This is a genomic window from Ruegeria sp. BHSC223 (genome assembly GCF_059613025.1).
In genome coordinates this window covers 42,367-65,828 of the sequence record NZ_JBXWRR010000014.1, presented here as the reverse complement: position 1 = coordinate 65,828, position 23,462 = coordinate 42,367, and the positions used below count along the sequence as shown (strand labels likewise).

The following is a 23,462-nucleotide window of genomic DNA, read 5'->3' as shown; positions in this document are numbered from 1 at the left end:
GTCCTTTCGGATGGATGTCAGGCCCGCTCGGAGCGCGGCAAAGGCACTCAGCGGCTGGTTTTGTTGATGGGAAGGGGAGGGGGGGCAGGACCGCTCGCTCATGCGACCCCGCCCTCAAGGCGTCACCACCAGCAGGAATAGATCACGGTCGATCCCTGTTCGATCTCGGCCCGCGCCCATGCGCAGAACTCAAGATCGTAGTCGTGGTATTCGCTGGCCTGCTCGTCTTGAAACTGATGCCCATAGAAGAAACCGCCCTCGCAATGGGGCAGGGCGCTGCCCTTCACCGCTTGTTCCAATGTGTCGATGTCGGCGGTTTCCAGTTTCAACTCACCGCAGTTAAGATCGGAGGCGGAAAGCCCGGTCCGCTCGGTGTAGAGCGCCTCCATGAAGGTCTGGAGCTTGGAATGCTTGCGCCAGACGAATTTCGGGCTTTCGCCCTCCTCTCCGCTCTCGGGGGTTTTGACATATGCGTATTGATCAAGGCCCATTGGCCAACTCCTTTCGTGGTTAGAGCGGCGCGGCATCTTTTGCTTGTGACCTCTCGGCCTTGTCCGCTTCCGCCAGTGGCGGAGGCCTCGACTGATCTCACAGCCCGAAAAGCCCCCGTGCTTTTCGGCTGGGCAGAGCAGGGGAGGGCGACAGCCCTCCTGCGGCCGGACGGCGACCCGACACAGGGGGCCGGAGCGGTGAAATCGGGAGGGACCCGCGCGCGTACGCGCGGGAGGAACCGGATTTCTCCAGTGGAGGCTGGCGCGGTACGCGACACCAGGGCCCCTGTTCGGGGCGCTGGCCGGATGGCAGGCGGAACTCAAAAATGGAAACCTGCCAGCCGGGTTAGAGCAAAGCGGAGACCCGGCTGACCGCTGGCTCAAGCGATCGCGGTCTCGCCCGCGATCTCATCTGAGACATGCACGAAGGATCGTTTCCAGAATTGGCGGAGACGCGACACACGCGGCTCCGGGCGCAGCCAAGAGCCTGGTCAGCGCAAGGCGCTGACGTGCCAATGAACAGAAACGCTAAAGTGGAAGAATTTTTGGTTTGTAAATTGTTTTTCGTCCATCTATGCTGACACTCAATTGAATGCAATAAGAAACTGAGGTAACTGTATGGCAGATAATGGTGAAATCGAGAAAGATTTCGTCCATCTCGCAAGGGTGGCGCTGTCTGGACGCACTCAGGACGTCCAAACTTATCTGCATCGAATTGCGAAGCGCCGCGGCCTGAATAAGGAATTCTCAGGTGCCTTGATAGAGCTACTTCGCAAAAACCCCACTCGCTCATCTCCTTTGCGCAAGGGCATGGAGACGGCTCTGCCAACCGACACGGATTCTCGCTTCCAGCTGTTGCGGGTTGAGGAAACTCCGTTTCTACAAATGGAACCGGTCTACACGGAGCACATCCAAAGCACGTTGTCCCGCCTTGTTGAGGAGAGGCAAAACCTTGGCGCATTGCTTGAAGCAGGATTGGAGCCGACAAGAACGGTTTTATTCACGGGTCCTCCCGGCGTCGGAAAGACTCTGGGCGCACGCTGGGTTGCACGCGAGCTCGGGCTACCGCTCATGATCCTCGATCTGTCTGCGGTCATGAGCAGCTATCTTGGACGCACAGGATCCAATTTGAGGCATGTGCTGGATTACGCAAAATCCGTTGATTGCGTGCTTCTGCTTGATGAGTTGGATGCGATCGCAAAACGCCGTGACGATTCTGGTGAGATCGGAGAGCTTAAACGCCTGGTCACGGTTTTGCTTCAACAGCTCGATGACTGGCCTTCGTCCGGCCTGCTCATCGCAGCCACCAACCATTCCGATCTGCTAGATCCCGCAGTATGGCGCCGCTTCGAACAACCTGTCGACTTCGCTCTGCCGGAGGAAGCAGGGATTCGGGCATTTCTGGGGGCGCTGTTTGAAGAAGTCGCACCGGATATGTCCGCCTGGGTCGACATCCTTTCGGTCTCTTTGATCGGGCGATCCTATAGCGATATCGAACGAGAAGTCACCCTTGCACGGCGCTCGGCAGCGCTGAACGGCAAAGGGTTAGATCATTACCTTTCCCAGCTCGTCGCATCTGACGAACACTCAAAACAAGAGCGCATCGAAATCGCAGTCCGGCTGGTCAGAAATGGTCTGGCAACCCAGAGAAAAGCGCATGAAATCACGGGCGTCGCGCGCGACACGATCCGCACACATTTAAAAAACGAAGCAGTTTTAGAGGTTTAAACAGGTAACGATGAGCAAGCAGAATTTTCTTCTGGGCCGGGGTGAACGCCTCACCGACGATATCGTAATCAAAGGTGGAGGCGCTCCCAAGGAACCGCCCTACACATTCAGCGAGGCTCGCAGCAGGCTTTCGCCGATGGTCACTGAGACGTCGTCCCGCATTGATGAACTCCCTCAAGCGGCTTGCCCGGGTGATGAGGCAGTCATCTCGCTGACGCTAAATCCGGAATACATCGCAAAATCCTATTTCCCCCATGAACTCATGCGGGATGTGGGCATCGAAGTGATTGGTAGCCGCCCAAAAAAGACAACCCCAGCAAAACGATCACGGGGCAGGGAGCCAGAAGAGGCCGTAACGACCGAACTATTCGCGAAAGGCCGCAGGTCAGCTATCCGGTCATGGAGCCAGCAACTTCCGGATTGGCACGCAAACAGAGGTAGCGCGAACGCACTCATTTCAATCGAGGAGGTCTCGGCACCAGTACCGCACACCAAAATCAAAGGGTCACTGCCCAAAAAAGGGCGAATGACACTAGAGACCGTATTGCATGCCAACGAGCTAGAGCGAGGCATGCTTCAAGCATTCGTTGCATACCTAGAAGGTGAAGAAATCGAAGTGGAGCTCGGCCGACGTTTCTTCGCCAAAGGTCTGTGTTTCCTCGAACTCGATGCGCCTGTGGAACGAGCAGATGACATCGCCCTCTTTACAGGTGTTCGAACGTTGCGGCAAATGCCCGGATTGAGAATTCTACGGCCGACCATTCGTTCGGCGGGAATCCCAACGACCGATCTGGAATTGCCCTCCGAAGGACCCGTGTCAGAAGATGTCCGGGTGGCGATCTTTGATGGCGGCATACCGGAGAACCATCCTTTGACTCAGTGGGCGATACCTCATGAGCTTCCCGGAATGCTCCCAGCGACAGATGACGACCTGTCACACGGAGTTGGTGTGACATCAGCGGCTTTGTTTGGCCACATCAACACCAAAGAACCTTTGCCGCGACCCTATGCAAATATCGATCACTATCGAGTTCTGGACGCGGATCCGGGGCAAAACCCTCACGAACTCTACGAAATTCTCGAAAGGATAGAAGGCGTGCTGTCGAGCCAGGAATATGATTTCATCAATCTGAGTCTCGGCCCCTGCCTTCCCATCGAGGACGATGACGTGCACGCTTGGACCGCCGTGCTGGACGACCGCCTTTCACGAGTATCAACGTTGGCAATGATTGCCGTTGGAAACGATGGGGAAGGGGACTCCATACTCGGCCTGGACCGTGTTCAGGTTCCTTCCGACTGTGTGAACGCTTTGGCAATTGGCGCCTGCGACACTCCGGGAAAGAACTGGCAGCGCGCGCCCTACAGCTCCAAGGGCCCTGGGCGCAGCCCGGGCCTTGTGAAGCCGGATTTGGTCGATTTCGGAGGCGAATTCAGCCGACCCTTTGTCGTTGTCGCACCCGATGCAATACCTTCGCTCACAACGACGGGTGGTACATCTTTCGCCACGCCAAGTGTCTTGCGGTTGGGCGCCGGCATTCGCGCCCACTTCGGAGGCAACCTGAACCATCTCGCCATCCGTACTCTCCTTGTGCATACAAGCGAGGAAGGCACCCAGGATCACAAAGAAATAGGTTGGGGGCGTGTTGCGCGCAGTTTGGACGACGTCATCCTTTGTGACGACGACACGGTTCGGGTCGTTTACCAGGGCGAAATTTCCCCGGCCAAGTATATCCGCGCAGCAATCCCGGTACCGTCGGAGCAGATGAGCGGTATGGTCTCTATCAAGGCCACGCTCTGTTACAAGACCCAAACAGACCCGCATCACCCCGGGAACTATACCCGAGCCGGGTTGGAGGTGACCTTCCGCCCCAACGACACAAAATATTCGCGCGACGAACAGGTACATCCTAATTCCGACAGCTTCTTTGGCTCGTCTCTACCGGGCGCGACGGAGGATGAATTGAGACGCGACGCCTGGAAGTGGGAGAACTGCCTTCATGCTGTCAAACGCAAACGCGGTAGTTCGCTGATCAATCCCTGCTTCGACATCCACTACAACGCCCGGCTTGAAGGTCGCAACTTTGCTCCTCCTGAAAACCTGAGCTACGCGATGGTTGTTTCTGTCCAAGCCAAGGGTGTCGCTGATCTCTACGATCAAGTTGTACGTCAGTATGCGACACAGATCGAGCCGCTGCGGCCGATCTTGGAAGTCCCGATCCGCACCTGATGACTTGCGATACGCATAAAGGAATCCAAGTTTCCATCACTATTCCGGACATTGCTTCGCTTGGTGACGATGACATGCCGGCCATCGCGCCTTTTCGCGACGGCCGGTGGAGCAATCAAACCAAAGAGCTACTAGCCAAGTTTGGTACGAAGGCACTCGATCTAAACCGAGGTTGGGCTTCCACCTGGACCGATTGGAGTTGTCCTTGCTGCAAGAGACACAAACGCCAGATCGTCAGGCTGACGCGCGGAGAGGTTTTGCTCTGCCACCTAGAACTTCACCATGATCACCTAGATGATTTTTTGAAGAAGTTATTCGAGGAAATCCTCTCCTGTTGCGATAATCCGGAAATCCGTGTGCAGATCAGCCGTGCAGAGGGGGCACTTAGGCCACTTGTGGAGCGTTTTGAATGCGCCTTGATCTGCACGGATTGCAATCTCGCCGACGGGCGTGTGAAGCGTGAGCTTCGGGATGAAATCGAGCCGCATTTCACCTTCACACCATCGGAAATCGCCGACTTCATCACTGTGAGCGACAACCGCGTGCACGAAATAGATTTCGAACGCGCCCGGGCCATTTGGGAGAAAGAGAAAGAAGGCCTAGCTGACCGTGTCGACTTTGCCAGGCGGATGGCGGCGAGAATTGCAAAAGGCCGCCATCATCGTGAGGTTGCGCCGGGTCAAAAGATGCAAGGCCAACCGCAGGCCAGAGACATCCTGTTTCGACTTTGCCAAGAAGAACTACCAGACATCCATAGTCTGCACCTTGGCGCAGCGATTGAGACTCGATCTGTGGCCCGCGATGGTGTGGGCGCAACACAAAAGCCCGCTAAACGGAAGATTGTAGAGCCGCCAACAGATGCGGAATACGCGATGCTCGATGCCGAACAAAGTGCAAAAAGCAAACACTGGCGTAACGCTGGAGATACGTGGAGGTGCCCGTGCTGCGAGCGCACCAAAAGAGAGATTTGCCGACGCTCCAACCGCGGGGAATGGACAGCAAGGATCCACCGCTTTGAAAAGTTCGCCATTGAAGATGACGCCGAACAACTTTGGCGACGTCGACTTGATGGAGCCGGAGACATCGTCATTTCCGAACCGAATTACGAGCTGATTTGCCAAGACTGCCGAGAAATCGTCGCCAAACAAAGACAGCGACGAGCGGACTTGGACGCCCGTGCACTAACACTGGAATATCTGCGAGAACTGGCAACTCCGGCCACGGCAAACGTTGCTCACGACGTAAACTTCGAGAGTGTCGAAGAGTTAATCACCAACAACTCATCGCTTCTAGAAGCGATTGCCGAATTTGAAGACCACCAGCGTCGGGCCACAGATGCTCGCATCAAACAGATCAGGCTCAGGAAAGCTGGCTGCACCGCTTCAGAGGCGCGCGACCTTATCGGCTACGAGATAGCGAAAGCCCGGGATTGGGAGCTTGAAGAGGGTGACGACCATGCGGATTGGCTGCTGGCAGAAGCAGCCCGCCTTGACCCGCACTAAGAGTGCGAGGTCGTCCGATCAGCAATCAGAAAGGCACCGCATAATGGAGACAACATTTAACACCAGTGAATGTGACCGTCGCGAAGCCAGAAATGCGCCTCACACCCTGACTTTCGCCAGACGGACGGTCGAAGGGTGGGCGGCTCGTTATCCTTGGTCTTGAGAGACCAGTTGGGCTTCACCTCTTTCAACAACATGAGCTCGAGGTCATCCCCGCAACCGCAAGGGCACCGCAAGGCCACAGACCAATCGTCGCCGTCGTCGCGACAGAGATAAATGTGGCGTGATGGGATTGGAGCAGGGGGTGTATCTCCTTCGATAACAATAAGCCGTCTCTTGGGACCATGACGCTGCCAAAGGGATCTGAGCCAAAAACCAACTCTCATGCTGCATCCTTTCGGTCGGGCTGCGCCAGGCCCGGTATTCCGAGCAGTGGTTCGACAAGACCTTGCCCTAAGCCGAGTACTGAATCGCACACGAAGTGATCTTCCAAAAAGAACTCAACTTCGCCTGCCGCGTGAGAGAAGAGCGTGCGCGCAAAGCCAGTGCTGCCGTCCAGCCGATAGGGATACTGTCGCTCTATCCATTCCAATACAGCATCGGAGGCAGCCCGCATGTTCAGTGCCATGACGGAGGGCGCCTCTTCGTGAATCCCCGAGATGTACCCAGCCTCAATCTCCCGTTTGGCTGCTTCAGGCGCATTGGCAAGCAGGTATTCCGCGCGCAATCCCTCCGCCGTCACCACACCTCGATCAGTCAGACTTGGCCCATCGGGGCTCACGAAATCGATGCGCCCGCAAACGTCTGCAACGTGAGGATGTCCATCTGCATCCCTACGTGTCGGGATCGTGACACCCATATCGATCAATGGGATCAGACAGTACCGCGAAACTAGTTCAGCGATACTCCGGCCGACCATGCTGTCCACACAAGAGAACAGAATATCCGCAGATGATGCTGCGATGACCGCTTTTCGCTCATCAATTGGCGCGTCGATGATGGTGACTCTGGTATTGGGTGCATATCGCGCAATAGCCTCGGCCATCATCTGTGTTTTGGATCGGTTCTCATCGGCATCCGCGATGGTGGAATTGACGATGCGGTTGAGGTTCTTGTGTTCGATTGTGTCGAAATCGATCAGAATCAAATGGCCGACACCTTTACGCGCCAACAGTTCGGCGACCAAAGATCCAGTACCGGACACACCAATCACGCATGCGGTCTGACGCGCAAAGGTATCGGTCATCTGCTTTCCAAAGGGCATAACATGGCATGCACTGGGCGTATTGAGGTTCGTAATGTTCCTCCCAACGCGCCAGACTTGGTCAATCTCCTGATGCCCGCCAATTTCGTCATACACGCGGACTTTCATCGCTCCATCTGGCGTCATGATTGCGGACCCATGATAGGGACCATCTGCTTCGATTGCCGCGAATAATCCCGGCATAGTTACCCGGTCGCTCGCATCGTCGACACGAGAAAATTTGAGCCAGCCGCCAGGATGGCTGTGGGCCAACACGATGGCGTCGGCATGTTGTTCGGCCTCGTCGATAGCCTCTTCGATACTTGAACCTGGCCAGCTCACAAAATCTCGCTTTCGGGTAGCGCACGCGCCATCAGGAACGTTCAAGATACCGGCAACGATCAGTCTTTCGCGTTTCGGACCGGTGTATCTGCAGATCAGGATTGCCGCTGATTCCAAACCATCGCCTGGAAACAGCATGCCCCGTAGTTCCTCGTGCTGACGCTCTGTTAAGGTGAGACTTCTCGTCATTCGCCCACCTCCTTCAAAAGTGCAGCTTCAACAACGGCAATGTGCGTCATCACACTGTCGGTCGCAGGGTTCCAACGCGTCTGACCGTTCAGATGACGGGACCACTGCTGGAATGTCTGACCTGCGATGGCCGTCCGCCCCGATGTTTCGCCAATGACACGGCCATTGCTGAGCGTCAGGTGGGGAAAGCAATGAAACATGTCTATCTCAGACCGAGGATAGGTTGGCGGCACATCAATTGCGATGTCGACAACCGAGTGATTATAGCCCTCTGGCAGCACGAAGTTGCTCAACAGCAGCCAACGGCGACCACCATCGACAAAGGTCTCCCAGTGCAAGCTGCGTTCATTCAGATATGCCTCGTCTTTTTCCAACAGTCCGAATTCGCGGCGAGGCGCTGTTTGCACCTCGCCATTGTTTATCTGAGCCGGAGTCAGCCGAAGCTTTTCGATCCCCGGAAGGGTCAAATCGATCGTATCGGTCAGCGCGACCTGGAGTTTCGCTTCACCCCTTCGCTTCAGGATCGCAATCCATCCAGCGCTCGGGTCAAAACCGGCCTGTGCCAAGGCATCTTTGACCACAACGACAGGAGATGTCAGCGTCAACAACACACCCTGTACATTGAGTTTCCAGGAAGGCTGCCGCGAAACAAGCCGTTCAAGACCTTTGCCTGACAGACGGACTGTATCGTCATCAGCAAGTTCCTTGTCAGGTGCGTCTGCGCGCTCCAGAAAAAGGGTCTCATTGTCGGGAATTCGGGCGATGAGACGAATAAGAGCGACGGAAATCGTCGACGCCCCCCAGTTGAACCGGTGCCCGTTCACGATGAAATTTAGCAGGCGATCGGTCCTGAATGCAAAGAACCGCTCAGGACCCCGCGCTCGCAGATCGATGGTGTCATCCAGTTCGATCACTTCCAGGTTTTCGCGACGAGGCAGGTAGAGCAACACATGCTCATCCGCCGGAGATCGGTCGAAGGCATCGAGAATCTGCCGGCCTGTCGGCTCTGCATCGCTCAGTGAACGCTTTTCGTCAAAGCCGTCGCCGCCCCAAAGACGCAAACGGTAGCTCTCAGCTTCAGGAATTTGCGCGTTTGGCTGGGCGCGCACCCATTCTTCAATGTCGATCAGAGAAGGTTTCATAGTCGTCACCTATCGTTTCAGTTGATGTCTGCTTGATAGATAGTGCATGCTAAGTCTGTCAAGCATTACTTTGCATGCTTGACATACTTAGCGAAATTTGTTACTTACGCTGGACCCCCCAACCCAAAAGCGAACCAGATGGAAAAAAACGTCGGCAAGCCAACCGAAGGCAATCTTGGTCCCTATCTGAGAAAAGCACGAGACGACTGCGGATATTCACTTAGGCGAGTTGAAGCAGAAACTGATGGTCAAGTGTCCAACGCATATCTAAGCCAGCTTGAGAGCGGAAAGATCGCGAAGCCGTCCCCGAACATCCTCTACGCGCTCTCGAAGGCACTAGGGGTTGAGTACGATGAACTGATGCTTCGGGCGGGCTACATTTCAGAGTCAGCAAGCCGACAAGGGCCCGATGTCACGCAGTCCACAGAACGAAAATATGCAATCGAAAACCTGACCGCAGATGAAGAGACGGAATTGCTCCGTTACCTGAAGTACTATCGGAGCACACAAGGCTAGAGCATGAATGTCCACAACTCCCCATCTCACGAACTTGTTGGTAAGACTTTCAACGGCGCAAAAGCTGGCCTCACCTGGCAAGTACAGGAAAAAATTATGCGGCCGAAAGGCGGCTCTGGGGGGACCTTTTCAGTCGGGTATCTGGCAACTGACGAAGCCGGGGACGAGTATTTTTTGAAAGCAACCGACATTGGGTTGCTCCGCATCGATGATGGAAAATCGAAACTCGAGCAGATGACAGATGCGCTCAACCTTCAGCGCTTCGAAAGAGAGATGCTCGACATATGCACGATTAGCGGCATGAACCGAATTGTCCGTGCTGTAGACTATGGAGAGCTAGAAGTTGTTCACGACGGAGTGAAGGAGTTCGTCTTTTTTATCGTCTTTGAGAAGGCCGTTGGCGACATCCGTGCGTCCGCTCGAGACTATAGGAGCACGGGTGCTTCTTGGATCCCGCAAGTAGTGCACAATCTGGCGGTGGCAACCTCCCAACTTCATGGAAAGAATATCTCGCACAATGACATCAAGCCATCAAACCTTCTCGTTTTTGATGTCGCCGTACAAAAACTCTCCGATTTAGGTAGAGCGACTTGCGATGATCACCGAGGTCCGTGGGATGGGCTAAAAGAAGCAGGAGATCGAAACTACTCTGCGCCAGAAGCATGGGGCTACCAATTTTCTTTGCCAATGACGGGCCGGCGGGTCAGCCATGAGTATCGAAAACGGTTTGATCTCTACATGCTGGGCAGCCTGATTTTCTTTCTTTTAACTGAACAATCATTGAATTCGGTGATGTCAGTCTATCTTCGACCGGAGTACGGCCCATCGAACTGGACTGGCGACTTTGCCGGAATACTACCCTACCTACGCGACGTCCACGGCGATGCCATGGCCGTAATGGAATCTGAGGTAGAAGCAACCTACGGGCCGGATGGCCTCAATAACCTCCAAGAGATCTTACAGGCAGTGAAGTACCTCACTGATGTCGATCCCGAAGTCCGGGGCGATCCGCGAAATTTCATATCAGGGCTACCAAGCTACGACCTTCAAAGGCTGATTTCGCGAACAGACATCTTGTCGAAAAAGCTCACCCTGATGGAAAAACCATGAATTTAGATGACAAGCACCAAAGGGTTCCCGTCCCAAAATGGCGGGCGCTTTCCAATACACCGTCGACCGAACTGGTTAGCTCGAGAAACGTTCAGCCTGATCAGGAGTTAGCGATCGCGAGAGCAGATCGTATGCGCGCATTGTATGCTCGTTGGCAGGAAACACCGACAATTGACCATGCACTAGAACTGCTCGACTGCGCCAGTTTCATAGATGATAAAGGCCTGTTTTATGGCCCTGCAGCTCAGATCATCAACTCGCATGACGTGACCAAGACTTCAAAGTTCGTTGCACAACGGGTCATTCGTCCTGAGCCCATGAGCGTAGCGCCTTCGCACGATTTCACGAACAAAGAACATATCCATCGTGCGATAGCTAACAACAGAGCTCGTTTGCGCGACCAAGCGAGAAACGGACTGCTTCATGCCGAGCAGGCACGTCTCTATGCCATCATTGACGAAACAGATGCCGCAGAACGTTCGTTTGCGAGGGCGCTTGCAGCGACATCGGACAATCGGCACATTTTACGTTCCTTTGCACGGTTCATGGTGCATATCGGACAGCCCGAAGATGCGTTGAGCAAGCTACGGAAGAGTTCTGCTATTGCTACAGACCCCTGGGTCCAAGCTGCAGAAATTGCCATTTCCGAACATCACAACGTCGGCTCAAGAGTTGCCAAGTCTGCTTCGAAGATGCTGGATTCCCTGAAGGTACGGAACGTACACATCTCTGAGTTGGCCACTGCCCTCGCAACCTTGGAGTGGCACTCGGGGCACCGAAAGAGATTCAATAAACGTTTCAAAGAAAGCCTCTCACACCCATCGGAGAACGCGTTGGCTCAGGCAACTTGGCTTTTCCGAGAGGTTCCTGGTGAGTTATCAGAAGAAATGTCAGGTTTGTTAATACCTATGTTCGGGAGGTCGGCAGAGGCGCTAACTTACGCTTTGCTCAAGAAGCGGAAATGGAACGAAGCGGTTCAGAGCTTCGCTAGGTGGCAAAACGAAGAAAGCTTCTCAGGCCATATCGCTATAGAAGGGTCATTTTACGCGATATCCTTCGCTCAGGATTATGATGCAGCAATTTCGATATGTCGAAATGGGCTGCTAGCTAACTCGAATTCGCACAGTCTTCTAAACAATCTTTGCTATGCAGAATGCAGGCGGGGTTTTTTGGACGACGCGGTCAAGACCATGGAAAGGTTGAAGTCAGTACACGGTGCCTGGAAGAATTCGCCTGTCTACTTAGCTACTGATGGAATGCTTAATTTCTCTTTGGGCAATCACGATACGGGTCGGTCTCGATATCTCGAAGCGCTGAAGACAGCGCAAGCCGACAAAGATGGTCCACTATCCAGACGCATCAAGATGCATTGGATCCAAGAAGAAGCACTATCTGGAATGGTGACGAGAACGCAAGCTGACAGGCTTGTTGGAGCAATGCAGGCAGAGTTAAACAAATCAGGCGGCTCAGAAGAGATGACCGAATATTGGCGTTACATGAAAGACCAAATCGTTTCAGCAAGCGCAAAATCTGGAGAACTTCATTCCGAGCAAAGGACGGAACCTCATGCCATTGAAAACCATCTCTGAGGTCTGTTGCCTTAGCGTCAGCTAAAACACAATCGGTCATGGAAAGAATAAGATGCTATTGAATAACCTTTAACATAATAAACCTTATCCGCCCAACACTTGTACGCCGGCACATTCTAAACTGGGTTGCGACAAATCCCTTATCTTGTTGAATGCATAAGTGCCGATAGGCAAAATTGCGGCTGAGGTCGGCAGGCATCGTTCGACTGACTATAGGCAGTTCAAGCGCAAGACTCGAAGAATGCCTGCGCTCACAACGAAACCGTTCCATCAATCAAGACCGCCACTTCTCCTGAGATCCAAACCGAATTGTCAAAACTATAGGCCACAACAGTCCCGCCTCGATTGAGTGCGGTACCTTGCCATATTTCGACCTTCCCATCCCACCTACCGCAGTCAAACATCCATGACGCAATAGCAGAATTCATAGAGCCGGTTACCGGATCTTCAACCATCCCGCTCGAAGGAGCTAGGTTCCTAACCTCGTAAAGGTTTGGTGTGCTAGGGCGGGGGCCGAACACGCCGATACCCCTGAATTTCGGAAACTGTGTAAGAGTCGCGTCAATTGACAAAACATCTTCAGAACTTGGGAGTTCAAGAACCTCAAACCTTGAGCCGTTGAAAAGAACTGCCGCTGTTTGAACATTCGATCTCGGGATTTTCATGACATTGCATAAAGCCTGGACCCTCTCCTCTGGCATTTGAGTTACGATGGTGCGGGGGCCTCGGAAGGCAAGGACTTCGCTGTGTACGCGGATATCTACCAGGCCGATATTGCACTCTTGCTTTACAAGGCCAGGCCGCTTGGGTTTACCTCCCGAAAGGAGCCAAGCCTTGCAACTGCCAAGAGTGGGATGGCCCGCGAAATCCATTTCCATGCCAGTTGTGAAAATCCGAACCTTGTAATCGGCTTCGGGATCGGTAGGAGGCAAAAGAAAAGTAGTTTCCGCAAGGTTTGTCCACGCAGCAAATCGCTGCATTTGTTCATCTGAGAGCCCTGCTCCATCAACAACAACCGCAAGAGCATTACCCATGCCTCTCACGGAGCAGAAAACATCGCATTGTGTGAACCTTCTCGGAATATTCGACAACAATCCTACTCCCACGCCTCACAAACACAGATCTGGAAAAATTTCTGCAACAACAGAAGCCAAACCAGGTGCATCATAGTCAGGAACCCAATAGCCATGAGTTCCTCTGAGCGCACTTCCGACAGCAAGGAAATTCCATCCCAGCTTGCTGGAAGCGTCAGCATCCCACGTTGCGTCTCCGACGTAGAGAATTCGGTCACTTCGACCGCCAATTCTCTTTGCGCACAACGACATGATCTCTGTTCGTGAGATAGCGTCATTGGAAGAGAAAATGGGCACATCATCCACCTCGAACCCTGCACTTGCAAGCTTGAGCCTGGCTGTCTCCTCCCACCCGCCTGTCGCAATACCAACATCAACCGAGGGGTGAGACTTCAACATCATTAGCCATCGTGAAGCTCCTGGAACTTGACAACAATTCTTGCTCGCCAGCTTTTCAGAGAGAAGACGATAAAATGTTTGCTTGATCTCGAAAACGTTCAAGGTCTTCAAGTTGTTGTCATGTGCCAGTTCAAGTAGAATGCCCGCGTCAGTGACATGATCATAGTCCCCCCAACTGCTCCGAAACTTTACGGGCCCAAGGCTTAGGCGAACAGCTTCCGGGAACAATTCATCTTCAAGACCACCAGTCCTGACCAAGGTGTCATCGACATCGAAAATGAAAACAAATCTGTTTTGCTCATTTGTCATGAACTTTACCTAACAGGGATGCTTGATTGAGATCTCCCGCCAGAACTCAGGAGTCCTTCTCGTTTTCAAACTGAACCAATTCGAGCACATTGCCACTCGGATCGGCAACGGCGACAAAGCGACCAACCGGGCAGTTTTGTGGTGTTGAATGCAGAACTTTCGCCCCCTTGCTCGCTACTCCCGCAACTACCTTTTCTAGGTCTTGCACTCTTAGATTCACAATGACCTGGGCGTTGGTGGGATAAGAGTTCTCAGACCGAAGCGCCACAGTGTTCAGGATCAAGTAGAAACCGTCGTTGCGAAGGGTAATGGACTCTGGAAATCCGAGCGTGTTGTCAGTTTCGAAGCCCAGGATATCGCAATAGAAGTTCATTGCCTTGTCCATATTGTGGACATTGATTTGAACAGCACTTATCGGGAACGCAGACATGGGACGCATCCTTGCAATTCGAGTAGTTGTGGCCCCAGCATAAGGACACCACACCAGTGTAAGACCAACTTAAGAACGACGCGTCTTCCACTTCCCGATAGAAATCGCATACCAGTCAGTTATGCCCGTCGCCCATTGAGAGCTTGAACCGGGGAAACACCTTATTCCATCAAGCGACCTACAAACCACAGCGAAGGGTGATCAATACCGCGTACCATCCTTGTGCTTGAAGACCCATGCTCCATCTTCCATGACTGCCAACAGGTCGTCTTCTGGATAGTGTCCTTCATCCCCCGAAGTTCGGTCACCAATCTCCAGGTAAAGAACTGAGTCAGTGGTTCTGTTGACCAGGTGATGAGCCACACCGCCTGCTGGGAAACCAGCACACATGCCTGGGGAAAGTTGAAACTCGCCTTCATCCGTTCGAAGTAGCGGGTTTCCTTGTAGGACGTAGATGAACTCGTCTTGGCGGGTGTGTCGATGCATCAGTGCCGATTCACCCCCAGGAGCAAGCTCGGTCAAATTTACGCCAAAGTTTTGGAGTCCGAAAAAATTTCCCAATTGGCGTTTTGATCTGCCTACCATCCGCGAGAAAAAAGGCTCAGGATATGCAGATGGCTTGTCCCTTACGGGAATTTCGGTTGCGGTGATCGCGATCTTTTCCGAGTTTGACATCTCTATTCTTTCAGTTGGCAACCCGAATGGGCGCGTTCGGTTTCTGCTCCCGACGAAGTTCCAATGGGCGAACACCATATCGTTCTAAGAACTTGTTCGAAAACCTGGTAGTTGATTGGTAACCGACAGAGGCAGCGACCTCTCCTAGGCGCCAGTCAGTTGTTTGAATAAGGCTGAGTGCGGTCAACATCCGTACTTCTGAAAGGACTCTTGAGAAACTAGTTGCCTCGGAAGCCAGCCTCCGCCGCAGAGTCGCTTCACTTACGGCCAATTGCTTTCCAACATCCGCAGCAGTCCAGGGATGGCTTGGCATAGTTGCTACTAGTGCCCTCACACGATCCGCTGTTGACGCCGGAAATGCCCAAGGCAAACACGCCCCTTTCTCGGCCAGCCAGATGACCAATTCCTCACATCTATGCTGATAGATAGAACTAGGCAGTTCGGAAGAAATTTGCATGGCTTGGCGAGCGCGCTCGAAAGAGGCTTCCAAATCGCCGTCCGAAGGGACGCTGGCAAAACTCCGTCTTCTGGCATCTTCTGAGATCTGAATTCGCGAGTAGACACTCTCGAATATGGACCTGTCAAAAGCCAAAACTCGCGCTTCATACGGCGCAGAGCCGTCGGGAGTATTCTCAACCGTTATTGGCCGATTTTCTGGCAAAAGAACCAAATAGCCGCGCTCCACCTCCCTGTTCTCTCGATCAGTCGAGATCCGTTTTACCCCTCGGAGCACCCAAATGACGGCCGGCACAGGGCTGATGATGTTGTGAAATCGAGCATATCGGCTTTGCAAAATATGAAAGCCTGGCTCCGTATTTCTTTCTTGCTTCGACATCTGCTTGCGCCGTTCAGTTGTTCCGTGGGTGGTAGCACTTGAGCATAACACTTCGCAGACCAAATTTGAATCCAGCGCGTGCCTCTAAATCGATCAAAACTCGCACAAAGCCGATCAATTCATGCAATAATTCGCGCCAACTGGGCGTTCTTGTCGGGTTTGCGACAGCCTGGGTGTCTTTTCCGCGTGATCACGATGTCGAGCGGCATGAACTTCGGACGATCCCATTAGCGAGAGTCCCGTTCGTTCAGATGTCAACCACCTCAAGCTACTCATTCGCTCAATTTGCATCCGATACCGATCAATTGTCTCCCAGCTTCCTCTCGTGTGTTGAGCCTTCCATTGGCGCAAGACAGAGAGGGGAAGACTCTGTTTTTCATTTCAATCGACGAGGCAGCGAGTGAGCGAGAAAGTGGCCCAAAAGTTCATCGCGCGTCCAGTATGTGAAGGCTACGTTGTCCAAGGCATAGAAAAGAAAATCGTTTGGCGCGATTTTCGTTGGAATTCAGGTCAAGTGACGCGAATGTGGTTCATAGATCCTGAATCGATCCTTGGCGAAGAAATAGCAGTTCAGCCAATCGAACGGCCTTGCGTCTAGTCTCTTTTCGCTAGTAGGCAAACCATTCAGATCGGTCCATATTGCCTTCGTAGTCACCGAACTCGACCATTACCGCGCGACGATAGAAATAGGTTGCATCGCTGCTGGAAGGATAGGGTATCAATTGGCCGTTATCACTTTCAAACGTCGAGGGCCAAGGAGTTCGAGAGCCGAAAACTCTGATGAGGTAGCGGCAGTTGTCATTCTCATGATTGCACGACCTAATACTCCAGTCCCAGTGCCGAGAGTCGTCTCGAGGCTCGTAGCTACGACCCCAAAACCAAAGCACCCGCGTTCGCCTAAGCCAAGCATATTCCGGAACGGAGATATCTACCTCTCTCTCTCCTCCTGGACCTCCCAACTCCAAGGGGACCGCAGCAAATGTACAGATTCCGAATGGAGGTCTCACTGGCCATGGCGTGATCCGTCTGATCATGGTCGCGTAAGCCGCTGAACAGACAGCGCTTGGCGGAAAACCTCCCGCCATACAGAGCATGATCGCGCAGTCCATGTCATAGGCACGAGAAGGTTTGGCCGTGACCGGCAGAATCACCACTGCAACAACCAAACTCAGAATGAACGATCGCATCTGCCCCTCCGTGTGGCGGTCAAAATCTCGTTCAACGTAGCGGCGAATTCGCTCTTTTGCCATCTTTTTCTATTTTATACGTTTTATATATATTGACTCTAACTGTAGTTTCCGTGTCATTTGCATCATGTAAGAAGGTCTCTCAGAGGGAGAGACCATGCCGATAGCAAGACACCTGAGTCTGATCACACTGGATGGTGTGAAGGACCTCATCGCGAGGAAGGTAGACTTTACCTGTCGGTATGAACTCGTGGGGGGCACAGGTGACGGCAAGCCACTTTACCAGTGCATTTATACGGTCGGGGATGAAGAGCTCATCCTGGTCGCTGCCAAGGTCCAGAAACACGGGCCGAAAGTGCGCCATTTCGCGCTCTGGCCGGGGCTCGTCAATCATCACACCAATTATGGTGACGGTCGCCCTGTCTCTCTCGATCTCAATATCCGCAACGCCCCAGAGGGCGATGGCGGACCTGATGGTGATCGGGGCTGACGGCAGCGTCAGAACCTCCGGCTGGAACTTTCATGGGCTAGAAGCTGGGGAGCCCGTTGCCGCACGTGTAGACGGGCCCGTTCCTGAAGGTCGTCACTCAATCCTCACCGCCATCCGCGCAACTTCCGAACGGCATGAGCAAAACCGCGGTCTGCGTGCGCTTGGCATGTCAACCGCCGATTGGCACGCACTATTCCAAGCCTTGATCGAAGCTGAAAGTAGCTACAACCCGACAGCCGTCAGTCCGAAAGGTGCATACGGGCTTGGTCAGTTGATGCCTGCAACGGCCCGCAGTCTGGGCGTTGATCGGAGCGATCCCAATCAGAATCTCGAAGGCGCAGCGCGATACTTGCTCGCTCAGCTTTCCGAGTTTCGCGACGTCGACCTGGCGCTGGCCGCCTACAACGCCGGCCCGCATAGGGTCCGTGAATATGGCGGGATCCCACCGTTCAATGAGACGCGCAACTACATCGCGCGTATTCATCGCATTCGGGCACGTCTGTCCGGTCATCTAGCCGAGCAGCCCGTAACCCGCATCGCCACTCACGGAACATCGCGGGCCCCGGTCGTCATCGACCTGAACTAATTCACCAAAGGAAATCCCCATGAGAAAACCTCGTCTCCGACACCTATTGCCTGCCACCACAACCCTAGCGTTTCTGGCACACCCCGCCTTCGCGCAAGACCTTTCTCCCATCCAGACCATGCTGGAGACAGTCGAAGCCGCGCTGACGGGGCCGATCGGCATCGCTGTTGCAACGCTCGCGGTCATTGGCACCGGCTTCATGTGCATGATGGGAAGGCTTAACTGGGGATGGTTCGCCTCCGTCATCATCGGCATCGTGCTGATCTTCTCGGCCGGTACGATCGTCGACGGCTTCACCTAAGGCACGGGTAGATCAGTGGTAGAACGATCCCCCCTCTTCCTCGGCCTCGCACGCCCGCCGAAGTATCTCGGCCTCCCCGTTGGCTACCTTGTGGTGCTGGCCATGGGGGTCGTTCTGCCCTTCATCTGGACCAAGTCGCTGGTCTTCTTTCTGATCGGGATCATCGCCTACCCGGTACTATGGTTTGTGGCCGACAAGGAGCCGCATTTCTTTGAGGTTCTGCGGGTTTCCTATGGAACGGTGCGGTCCACGAAGAACCGTTCCCTGCATGGGGGTGACAGCTTTGGCGCTTGATGGCACCAAATCCGTGCCCCCTGCCCTCATGGCAGCCGATGGCAGCGCCTTCGCACGGGAGAGTTTTCTCGCGGAACACCTACCGTATTTCTCTGTGGTGGCGGAAGATGTGCTGATCCTGCGCGAGGGGGACCTGATGGCGACCCTGCGCCTCGATGGTCTCAACCCGATGACCACGCCGGATGGAGAACTCGACGCGCTGCGCCGGGCCGTCGCGGCCATCGTGGCCCAAACCGGCGATCTCTTCGGCTTCTACGTGCACCGGATTTCCGTTTCGCAGGATCTGGCGTTGAAGCCTATAGACGGCGACAGTTTTGCCGCCGAGATCGACCGACGCTGGCAGCACCATGTCGCGGGCCTGCAACCCAAGAAGAAACAGCTCTACCTCACAATCCTGCGCCGCCCCGAGCTAACCTCGCGCCTGCCGTTCCTGCGCGGCCTGGCCCGTAAAGGCTGGGTCAAGGATCGTGCGGCGCGGATGCAGGAACTCAACGAAGTTGTCGGCTTCTTTGAAGTCGCGCTCGCCAAAGCCAAGCCCAAACGGCTCACCACCGCGGGTGGCGAATGGCTTGGGTTCCTGAACACGTTGAACTCAGGCTCCTTCGCGCCCGTCGCTTTTGGTCAGAGCGCCCTGCCCTTGTCGCATCAGTTGGGGGACATCCGCGCCACCTTTGAGGGCGACACGGTTCGGATCGACTGCGCCACAACCGGCGCCACCCGCTACGGCGCGCTCTTCAGCGTCAAGTCCTATCCTGCGCTTACCGATGTCACCCTGCTCGACGGGCTCGACCTGCCACTCGACATCGTGCTGACCAACTCCTTCACGCCGATCCCGACCAATATCATGGCGGAACGCATCCAGCGCATCATTCGCCAGATGCATGCCTCGGATGATGCAGCCGTCTCGCTGCGCGACCAACTCGCCATTGCCGCCGACGACCAGGAGGCTGGGCGGATTGCTTTCGGCAATCATCACCTCTCCGTCGCTGTCTATGCCGAAAGTCGCGACGTACTCGAACGCGCAGCCGCCCAGATCAAACGTGCAGGTCAGGAAATCATGGCGGTGATCGTGCGCGAGAGCATGGCGCTCAAAGCCACTTACTTCGCGCAGCATCCGGGCAACTTCGGTTACCGGGCGCGGCGCACACCAATCTCCTCGATCAACTTCGCGGACTTTGCCGCCCTGCATGGATCAGTTGAAGGCCGAGGTGGCGAGGACAGCCCTTGGGGTGAACCGATCACCGTGCTGCCGTCGGTGGGCACCTCCGGCTACCGGTTCAATTTCCATGAGGCAGGCGATGCGGGCAAGGAACCGACCGTCGGACATACGTTGGTGCTGGGCCGAACCGGGACAGGTAAAACCCTTACCACCGCGTTTCTCGCGGCACAGTCACAACGCGTCGGCACACGGCTCTTCTTCTTTGACAAGGATCGCGGCCTCGAGATGGCCGTGCGCGCTCTTGGCGGCAAATACCATGAGGTCCGCGCCGGCGTGCCAACAGGTCTCAACCCCCTCACCACGGAAACCGATGAACGCGGTCGCGCCTGGTTATCGGATTGGCTTGGCACTCTGCTCTCCACCCACGGCACCCTGTCTGGCGAACAATCCCGCCACATCCAAAATGCGGTGCGGCAGAACGCGGAAGCCGGAGCATCGCTGCAGACATTCGAGAGCTTCGAGACGCTGTTTCGATCCCTCGATGATGGCGGTGAGCTGCAATCGCGCGTTGGTGAATGGGTGCCGGGTGGGCGCTACGGCTGGGTCTTTGCCACGGGCCCATCCGGCCCGACCCTGGCCCTCGACAGCGATATCGTCGGCTTCGACATGACCGAGATCCTCGACATGTCGACCGAACGCATGGCTGTGCTCTCCTACATCTTCCGCCAGATCGAACGGGTGGTCGAAGATCGCCGCCCCACCATCATCGTGCTGGACGAGGCCTGGAAGCTGCTGGATGACGCGTATTTCGGGGCGCGGCTGGAAAACTGGCTGGTCACGCTCAGGAAGATGAACTGCGTCGTCGTGATGATGACGCAGTACCCGAGCCAGTTGCGTGACGCCCGGGTCGGCAAGACCATCGTTGAAACCGTCCCGACCCAAATCCTCTTCCCAAACGATCGCGCCACAGCGGCCGATTACGACTTCCTGCGCGTCTCAGAGAAAGAAGCTGCCCTGCTCACCCAGCCGACAGCCGGTCAACGGATCGCACTGGTGCGGTCCGCCGGTGACAGCCTCTTTGTCGATGCCGATCTGTCTGCCCTCGGGGATTTGCTCCCGATCCTAGGGGGCGGGCGGACCGGAGAGGCGCAGGTCGGCCCCGATTGGCGCAACAATCCTGACTTCTGGAGAATGAAATGCGTGTGACACTTTTGATGATTGCCCTTCTCGGCGTTGCCGCCTGCGAGCGCTACACCGAGAAAACCTCGCCCTGCTTCGGCAAAAATGGGGAGCCGGTGGTGTCCCGGAGCGCGACCTCACCACTCACGTTATCCACGAAATCCTCCTACCTCACCAAAGACTGTGACTTCGAGCCGGTGAAGGGTGGCTGATGCGCGCCGCGCTCCTCATATCCGCAGCCTTCTGCTGCCTGCCTCCCTGCGCCCATGCGCAAGGTGTGCCGGTCCAGGACAATTCCGGGCTGGGGCAGTTGGCGGCAATCCTGAGCCAACTAGGGGCGGATGCGACCACGCAGCGCGAGGTTCTGTCGACAGAGGAACAGCTTGCCGAAATCCAGGCCGAACAGTTGCGCGTGCTCGAAGAGATCACAGACGCGATCACCGGGCAGGGCTTCAACATCCAGACGCTAGAAGGCAATGCCAATTTCCCCGCCTCCGCCGTCTATCCGCCCGCATCGAACCATCCGATGGATAGCCGTCTCTTCGGTGAGGGTCGCGAAACCATCGAGATGTTGATCGTCCAGGTCGCAGGCGAATATGCCGGGTCGCCCGGCGTTGCGCGGGCCGGCCTCTCACCGACCCAATGGCGCTGCCTGTTTCAGGCGCTGATCAAGCAGGAAAGCCGGTTCAGCATCACCGCCCAAAGCCCGGTCGGCGCCTATGGCCTCACCCAGCTCATGCCGGGCACTGCCGCCGACATGGGTGTCGATCGTTATGACGTGATGGACAATCTGCGCGGCGGGGCGCGCTACATCACCACCCAGTTGAACCGCTTCGGCACCATTCCGAATGCGCTGGCCGCCTATAATGCCGGACCTGGGCGCGTCATTGAATATGGTGGTGTGCCACCGTTCAAGGAAACCCAGGGCTACGTCCGCAACATCTCACGTTTCTACAACGAATATCTCGCCGTGATTGGTGGGGCCGACGCGCTTGGCACGCTTACTCCTTCCGACATGGCGCTGGCCGAGTATTCGAACATCTCGGATGCGAGCCTTTACTACGCCGCCGATGCGCATGCCACGACTGAGCAGGTTGTCAATCGCCTCGCGGCCATCATCCGCCAGATCGATGCGCAGCCCAATGTGAAAGCGGCGATCGAGCTTAACACCTACGCGCGGGCCGAGATCGCTCGCATTCTTTCCCTCCGTGTCCGGCTTATGGCGGCAAACCAGATGCGGGAGGCGGCGCACGCTCAACATCTGATGATCGATCGTCTGGAGGAGAGGAAATTCATGGCCATGGAGGTATCAAGATGAAACGTTTTCTGCTCAGCGCAGCCACCGTGCTCGCCCTCAGCGCATCCCCTGCCCTCTCTCAAGGCGTGCCTACCTTCGATGGCCAGGCCTTGCGCCAGCTTCTCCTGCAACTCGAGCACATGGCCGAAGACCTCGGTATTCAGCATGAACAGCTGGCCACACTACGCCGCGAGTTGGAAACCCAGCTGATGCAGCTCGAAAACCTCGAAGCCCAATTGCGCTCTCTGATTAACGGCAATGGGCTGGGCGACCTGTTCGCCACCATTGAAGAATTCGAAGAGCTGCGTGGCGCATTGATCGGTCCCTTGGAAACCCTGCAGGCGCTGGCAAATGGGGATTTCACTTCCGGGTTTGTTTCTGGTTCTGACCTATCTGGTCAGGTTGAGAGCGCCCTCTCGGGAACCGGGTTGACGTCCACCGATCTCTCAGGCCTCTCCTCCTCTTCTGAACCTGCCGACAATCGCCTCGCCACCTCCGCGGGTGCCAGCGCCATGCTGTCTGTGGCAGCGCAAGAATCCCACGAGGAAGCCGGTGCCAGCCTCGAGCGTCTCGAGACTATGGTGGGCCTCATCGACGATCAGGACGGGCTCAAGTCCGCTGTTGATCTCAATACCCGCGTGACCGCCGAGCTCGGGATCATCATGACCCAAATCTGGCGGCTGGAAGCAGCGCAAGGCGTCAGCGCCGGTCAACTTGGCGTGGTCGATGCCGCCACCCTCGCCGCCGAGCGCAAGTTCCGCTCCATGGAGGTGCCACAGTGATCCGGCGCATCGACATCGCACTCGGGCTGCTGTTGGCTTTCGCTGGACCTGGCTTTGCCCAGACGTCCGGCGGCTTTGAAACCATGGCGCAGCCTGAGGAAACGACTGAGGCTTGCATCGCGCCGCGACCGCCGCGCGATCTCGCCAAGACCGCTTATATTCGCAACGGCTACCGGGCGATCCTGCGCATCCTTGCCGTACGACATTGGCAGGAGACAGGTAGTTGCGATTGCGGAATCAACGACATCACTTGGGACGAGGTGGTGTTAATGGGCGAAGAGTTCGTGACCAGCAACGATCCCCTCCGTCCCTTCGATACCTCAGACCTACGCCTGCTCGCCGAAAGCCTGGAAGCTGAGCGAACTGCGGCCTGCGAGGCGGACTGAG

25 protein-coding genes are annotated in these 23,462 nt (G+C 55.4%); 15 read left to right on the top strand and 10 right to left on the bottom strand.

Going from position 1 to position 23,462, the window contains the following annotated elements; all coding sequences use genetic code 11:
• Positions 1-122 precede the first annotated feature (122 nt).
• The gene (locus AC2FNY_RS17225; protein WP_496803212.1) at positions 123-491 is read right to left on the bottom strand and encodes a phosphoglycerate kinase; all 369 of its coding nucleotides are present in this window, start codon (positions 489-491) and stop codon (positions 123-125) included.
• A 618-nt stretch (positions 492-1,109) separates the two neighbouring features.
• Here AC2FNY_RS17225 and AC2FNY_RS17220 point away from each other — a divergent pair.
• From AC2FNY_RS17220 to AC2FNY_RS17210, 3 genes are read left to right on the top strand one after another with little or no spacing between them, the layout of a single operon-like run.
• Positions 1,110-2,219 (top strand): AAA family ATPase, encoded by a 1,110-nt coding sequence (locus AC2FNY_RS17220; RefSeq protein ID WP_496803211.1) that lies wholly within the window; start codon positions 1,110-1,112, stop codon positions 2,217-2,219.
• Between the two features lie 10 nt (positions 2,220-2,229).
• Positions 2,230-4,446 (top strand): S8 family peptidase, encoded by a 2,217-nt coding sequence (locus tag AC2FNY_RS17215; protein WP_496803210.1) that lies wholly within the window; start codon positions 2,230-2,232, stop codon positions 4,444-4,446.
• Positions 4,446-5,948, top strand: a complete 1,503-nt coding sequence (locus AC2FNY_RS17210) for a hypothetical protein (RefSeq protein ID WP_496803209.1) — start codon at positions 4,446-4,448, stop codon at positions 5,946-5,948. Before AC2FNY_RS17215 ends, AC2FNY_RS17210 begins: the two co-directional genes overlap by 1 nt.
• A gap of 56 nt (positions 5,949-6,004) precedes the next feature.
• On the opposite strand, the gene AC2FNY_RS17205 is transcribed toward AC2FNY_RS17210, so the two are convergent.
• Genes AC2FNY_RS17205 through AC2FNY_RS17195 form a run of 3 tightly spaced genes read right to left on the bottom strand, consistent with a single transcriptional unit; the run spans position 6,005 to position 8,864 of the window.
• On the bottom strand, positions 6,005-6,334 hold the full coding sequence (locus AC2FNY_RS17205; protein ID WP_496803208.1) for a ubiquitination-like system serine protease family protein: 330 nt from the start codon (positions 6,332-6,334) through the stop codon (positions 6,005-6,007).
• Positions 6,331-7,722 (bottom strand): ThiF family adenylyltransferase, encoded by a 1,392-nt coding sequence (locus AC2FNY_RS17200; RefSeq protein WP_496803207.1) that lies wholly within the window; start codon positions 7,720-7,722, stop codon positions 6,331-6,333. Before AC2FNY_RS17200 ends, AC2FNY_RS17205 begins: the two co-directional genes overlap by 4 nt.
• Positions 7,719-8,864, bottom strand: coding sequence for a multiubiquitin domain-containing protein (locus tag AC2FNY_RS17195; protein ID WP_496803206.1), 1,146 nt, complete (start codon positions 8,862-8,864; stop codon positions 7,719-7,721). The genes AC2FNY_RS17200 and AC2FNY_RS17195 overlap by 4 nt, the downstream gene beginning before the upstream one ends.
• Positions 8,865-9,002: 138 nt before the next feature.
• Here AC2FNY_RS17195 and AC2FNY_RS17190 point away from each other — a divergent pair, with 138 nt between their 5' ends.
• Genes AC2FNY_RS17190 through AC2FNY_RS17180 form a run of 3 tightly spaced genes read left to right on the top strand, consistent with a single transcriptional unit; the run spans position 9,003 to position 12,079 of the window.
• A complete protein-coding gene (locus tag AC2FNY_RS17190; RefSeq protein ID WP_496803205.1) occupies positions 9,003-9,380 on the top strand; it encodes a helix-turn-helix domain-containing protein in 378 nt (125 codons plus the stop codon).
• Positions 9,381-9,383: 3 nt separating this feature from the next.
• Positions 9,384-10,490: a protein kinase domain-containing protein gene (locus AC2FNY_RS17185; RefSeq protein WP_496803204.1), complete on the top strand. Its 1,107-nt coding sequence runs from the start codon at positions 9,384-9,386 to the stop codon at positions 10,488-10,490.
• Positions 10,487-12,079 carry a hypothetical protein gene (locus tag AC2FNY_RS17180; RefSeq protein WP_496803203.1) on the top strand — a complete coding sequence of 531 codons (1,593 nt, stop codon included), beginning with the start codon at positions 10,487-10,489 and terminating at the stop codon, positions 12,077-12,079. Before AC2FNY_RS17185 ends, AC2FNY_RS17180 begins: the two co-directional genes overlap by 4 nt.
• A gap of 251 nt (positions 12,080-12,330) precedes the next feature.
• On the opposite strand, the gene AC2FNY_RS17175 is transcribed toward AC2FNY_RS17180, so the two are convergent.
• From AC2FNY_RS17175 to AC2FNY_RS17150, 6 genes are all read right to left on the bottom strand, one after another.
• A complete protein-coding gene (locus AC2FNY_RS17175) occupies positions 12,331-13,185 on the bottom strand; it encodes a PhzF family phenazine biosynthesis protein (RefSeq protein ID WP_496803202.1) in 855 nt (284 codons plus the stop codon).
• A 3-nt stretch (positions 13,186-13,188) separates the two neighbouring features.
• Positions 13,189-13,860, bottom strand: a complete 672-nt coding sequence (locus tag AC2FNY_RS17170; protein WP_496803201.1) for an HAD family hydrolase — start codon at positions 13,858-13,860, stop codon at positions 13,189-13,191.
• A 46-nt stretch (positions 13,861-13,906) separates the two neighbouring features.
• Positions 13,907-14,290 (bottom strand): VOC family protein, encoded by a 384-nt coding sequence (locus tag AC2FNY_RS17165; RefSeq protein ID WP_496803200.1) that lies wholly within the window; start codon positions 14,288-14,290, stop codon positions 13,907-13,909.
• A 201-nt stretch (positions 14,291-14,491) separates the two neighbouring features.
• A complete protein-coding gene (locus AC2FNY_RS17160; protein ID WP_496803199.1) occupies positions 14,492-14,965 on the bottom strand; it encodes a cupin domain-containing protein in 474 nt (157 codons plus the stop codon).
• 10 nt (positions 14,966-14,975) lie between these two features.
• Positions 14,976-15,800, bottom strand: coding sequence for a helix-turn-helix transcriptional regulator (locus tag AC2FNY_RS17155; RefSeq protein WP_496803198.1), 825 nt, complete (start codon positions 15,798-15,800; stop codon positions 14,976-14,978).
• Between the two features lie 608 nt (positions 15,801-16,408).
• Positions 16,409-16,987 carry a hypothetical protein gene (locus AC2FNY_RS17150; protein WP_496803197.1) on the bottom strand — a complete coding sequence of 193 codons (579 nt, stop codon included), beginning with the start codon at positions 16,985-16,987 and terminating at the stop codon, positions 16,409-16,411.
• 157 nt (positions 16,988-17,144) lie between these two features.
• Here AC2FNY_RS17150 and AC2FNY_RS17145 point away from each other — a divergent pair, with 157 nt between their 5' ends.
• Genes AC2FNY_RS17145 through AC2FNY_RS17105 form a run of 9 tightly spaced genes read left to right on the top strand, consistent with a single transcriptional unit; the run spans position 17,145 to position 23,461 of the window.
• Entirely contained in the window at positions 17,145-17,477 is a 333-nt protein-coding gene (locus tag AC2FNY_RS17145) for a hypothetical protein (RefSeq protein WP_496803196.1), read from the top strand.
• Positions 17,449-18,063 (top strand): lytic transglycosylase domain-containing protein, encoded by a 615-nt coding sequence (locus AC2FNY_RS17140; protein ID WP_496803195.1) that lies wholly within the window; start codon positions 17,449-17,451, stop codon positions 18,061-18,063. Before AC2FNY_RS17145 ends, AC2FNY_RS17140 begins: the two co-directional genes overlap by 29 nt.
• A gap of 19 nt (positions 18,064-18,082) precedes the next feature.
• On the top strand, positions 18,083-18,364 hold the full coding sequence (locus AC2FNY_RS17135) for a TrbC/VirB2 family protein (protein ID WP_496803194.1): 282 nt from the start codon (positions 18,083-18,085) through the stop codon (positions 18,362-18,364).
• A gap of 15 nt (positions 18,365-18,379) precedes the next feature.
• Positions 18,380-18,658, top strand: a complete 279-nt coding sequence (locus tag AC2FNY_RS17130; RefSeq protein ID WP_496803193.1) for a VirB3 family type IV secretion system protein — start codon at positions 18,380-18,382, stop codon at positions 18,656-18,658.
• On the top strand, positions 18,633-21,023 hold the full coding sequence (locus tag AC2FNY_RS17125; RefSeq protein WP_496803192.1) for a VirB4 family type IV secretion/conjugal transfer ATPase: 2,391 nt from the start codon (positions 18,633-18,635) through the stop codon (positions 21,021-21,023). Before AC2FNY_RS17130 ends, AC2FNY_RS17125 begins: the two co-directional genes overlap by 26 nt.
• The gene (locus AC2FNY_RS17120) at positions 21,014-21,208 is read left to right on the top strand and encodes a hypothetical protein (RefSeq protein ID WP_496803191.1); all 195 of its coding nucleotides are present in this window, start codon (positions 21,014-21,016) and stop codon (positions 21,206-21,208) included. The genes AC2FNY_RS17125 and AC2FNY_RS17120 overlap by 10 nt, the downstream gene beginning before the upstream one ends.
• Positions 21,208-22,314: a lytic transglycosylase domain-containing protein gene (locus AC2FNY_RS17115; RefSeq protein ID WP_496803190.1), complete on the top strand. Its 1,107-nt coding sequence runs from the start codon at positions 21,208-21,210 to the stop codon at positions 22,312-22,314. Before AC2FNY_RS17120 ends, AC2FNY_RS17115 begins: the two co-directional genes overlap by 1 nt.
• The gene (locus AC2FNY_RS17110) at positions 22,311-23,075 is read left to right on the top strand and encodes a type IV secretion system protein (protein ID WP_496803189.1); all 765 of its coding nucleotides are present in this window, start codon (positions 22,311-22,313) and stop codon (positions 23,073-23,075) included. The genes AC2FNY_RS17115 and AC2FNY_RS17110 overlap by 4 nt, the downstream gene beginning before the upstream one ends.
• Positions 23,072-23,461, top strand: a complete 390-nt coding sequence (locus AC2FNY_RS17105) for a hypothetical protein (RefSeq protein ID WP_496803188.1) — start codon at positions 23,072-23,074, stop codon at positions 23,459-23,461. The genes AC2FNY_RS17110 and AC2FNY_RS17105 overlap by 4 nt, the downstream gene beginning before the upstream one ends.
• Position 23,462: the final 1 nt, after the last annotated feature.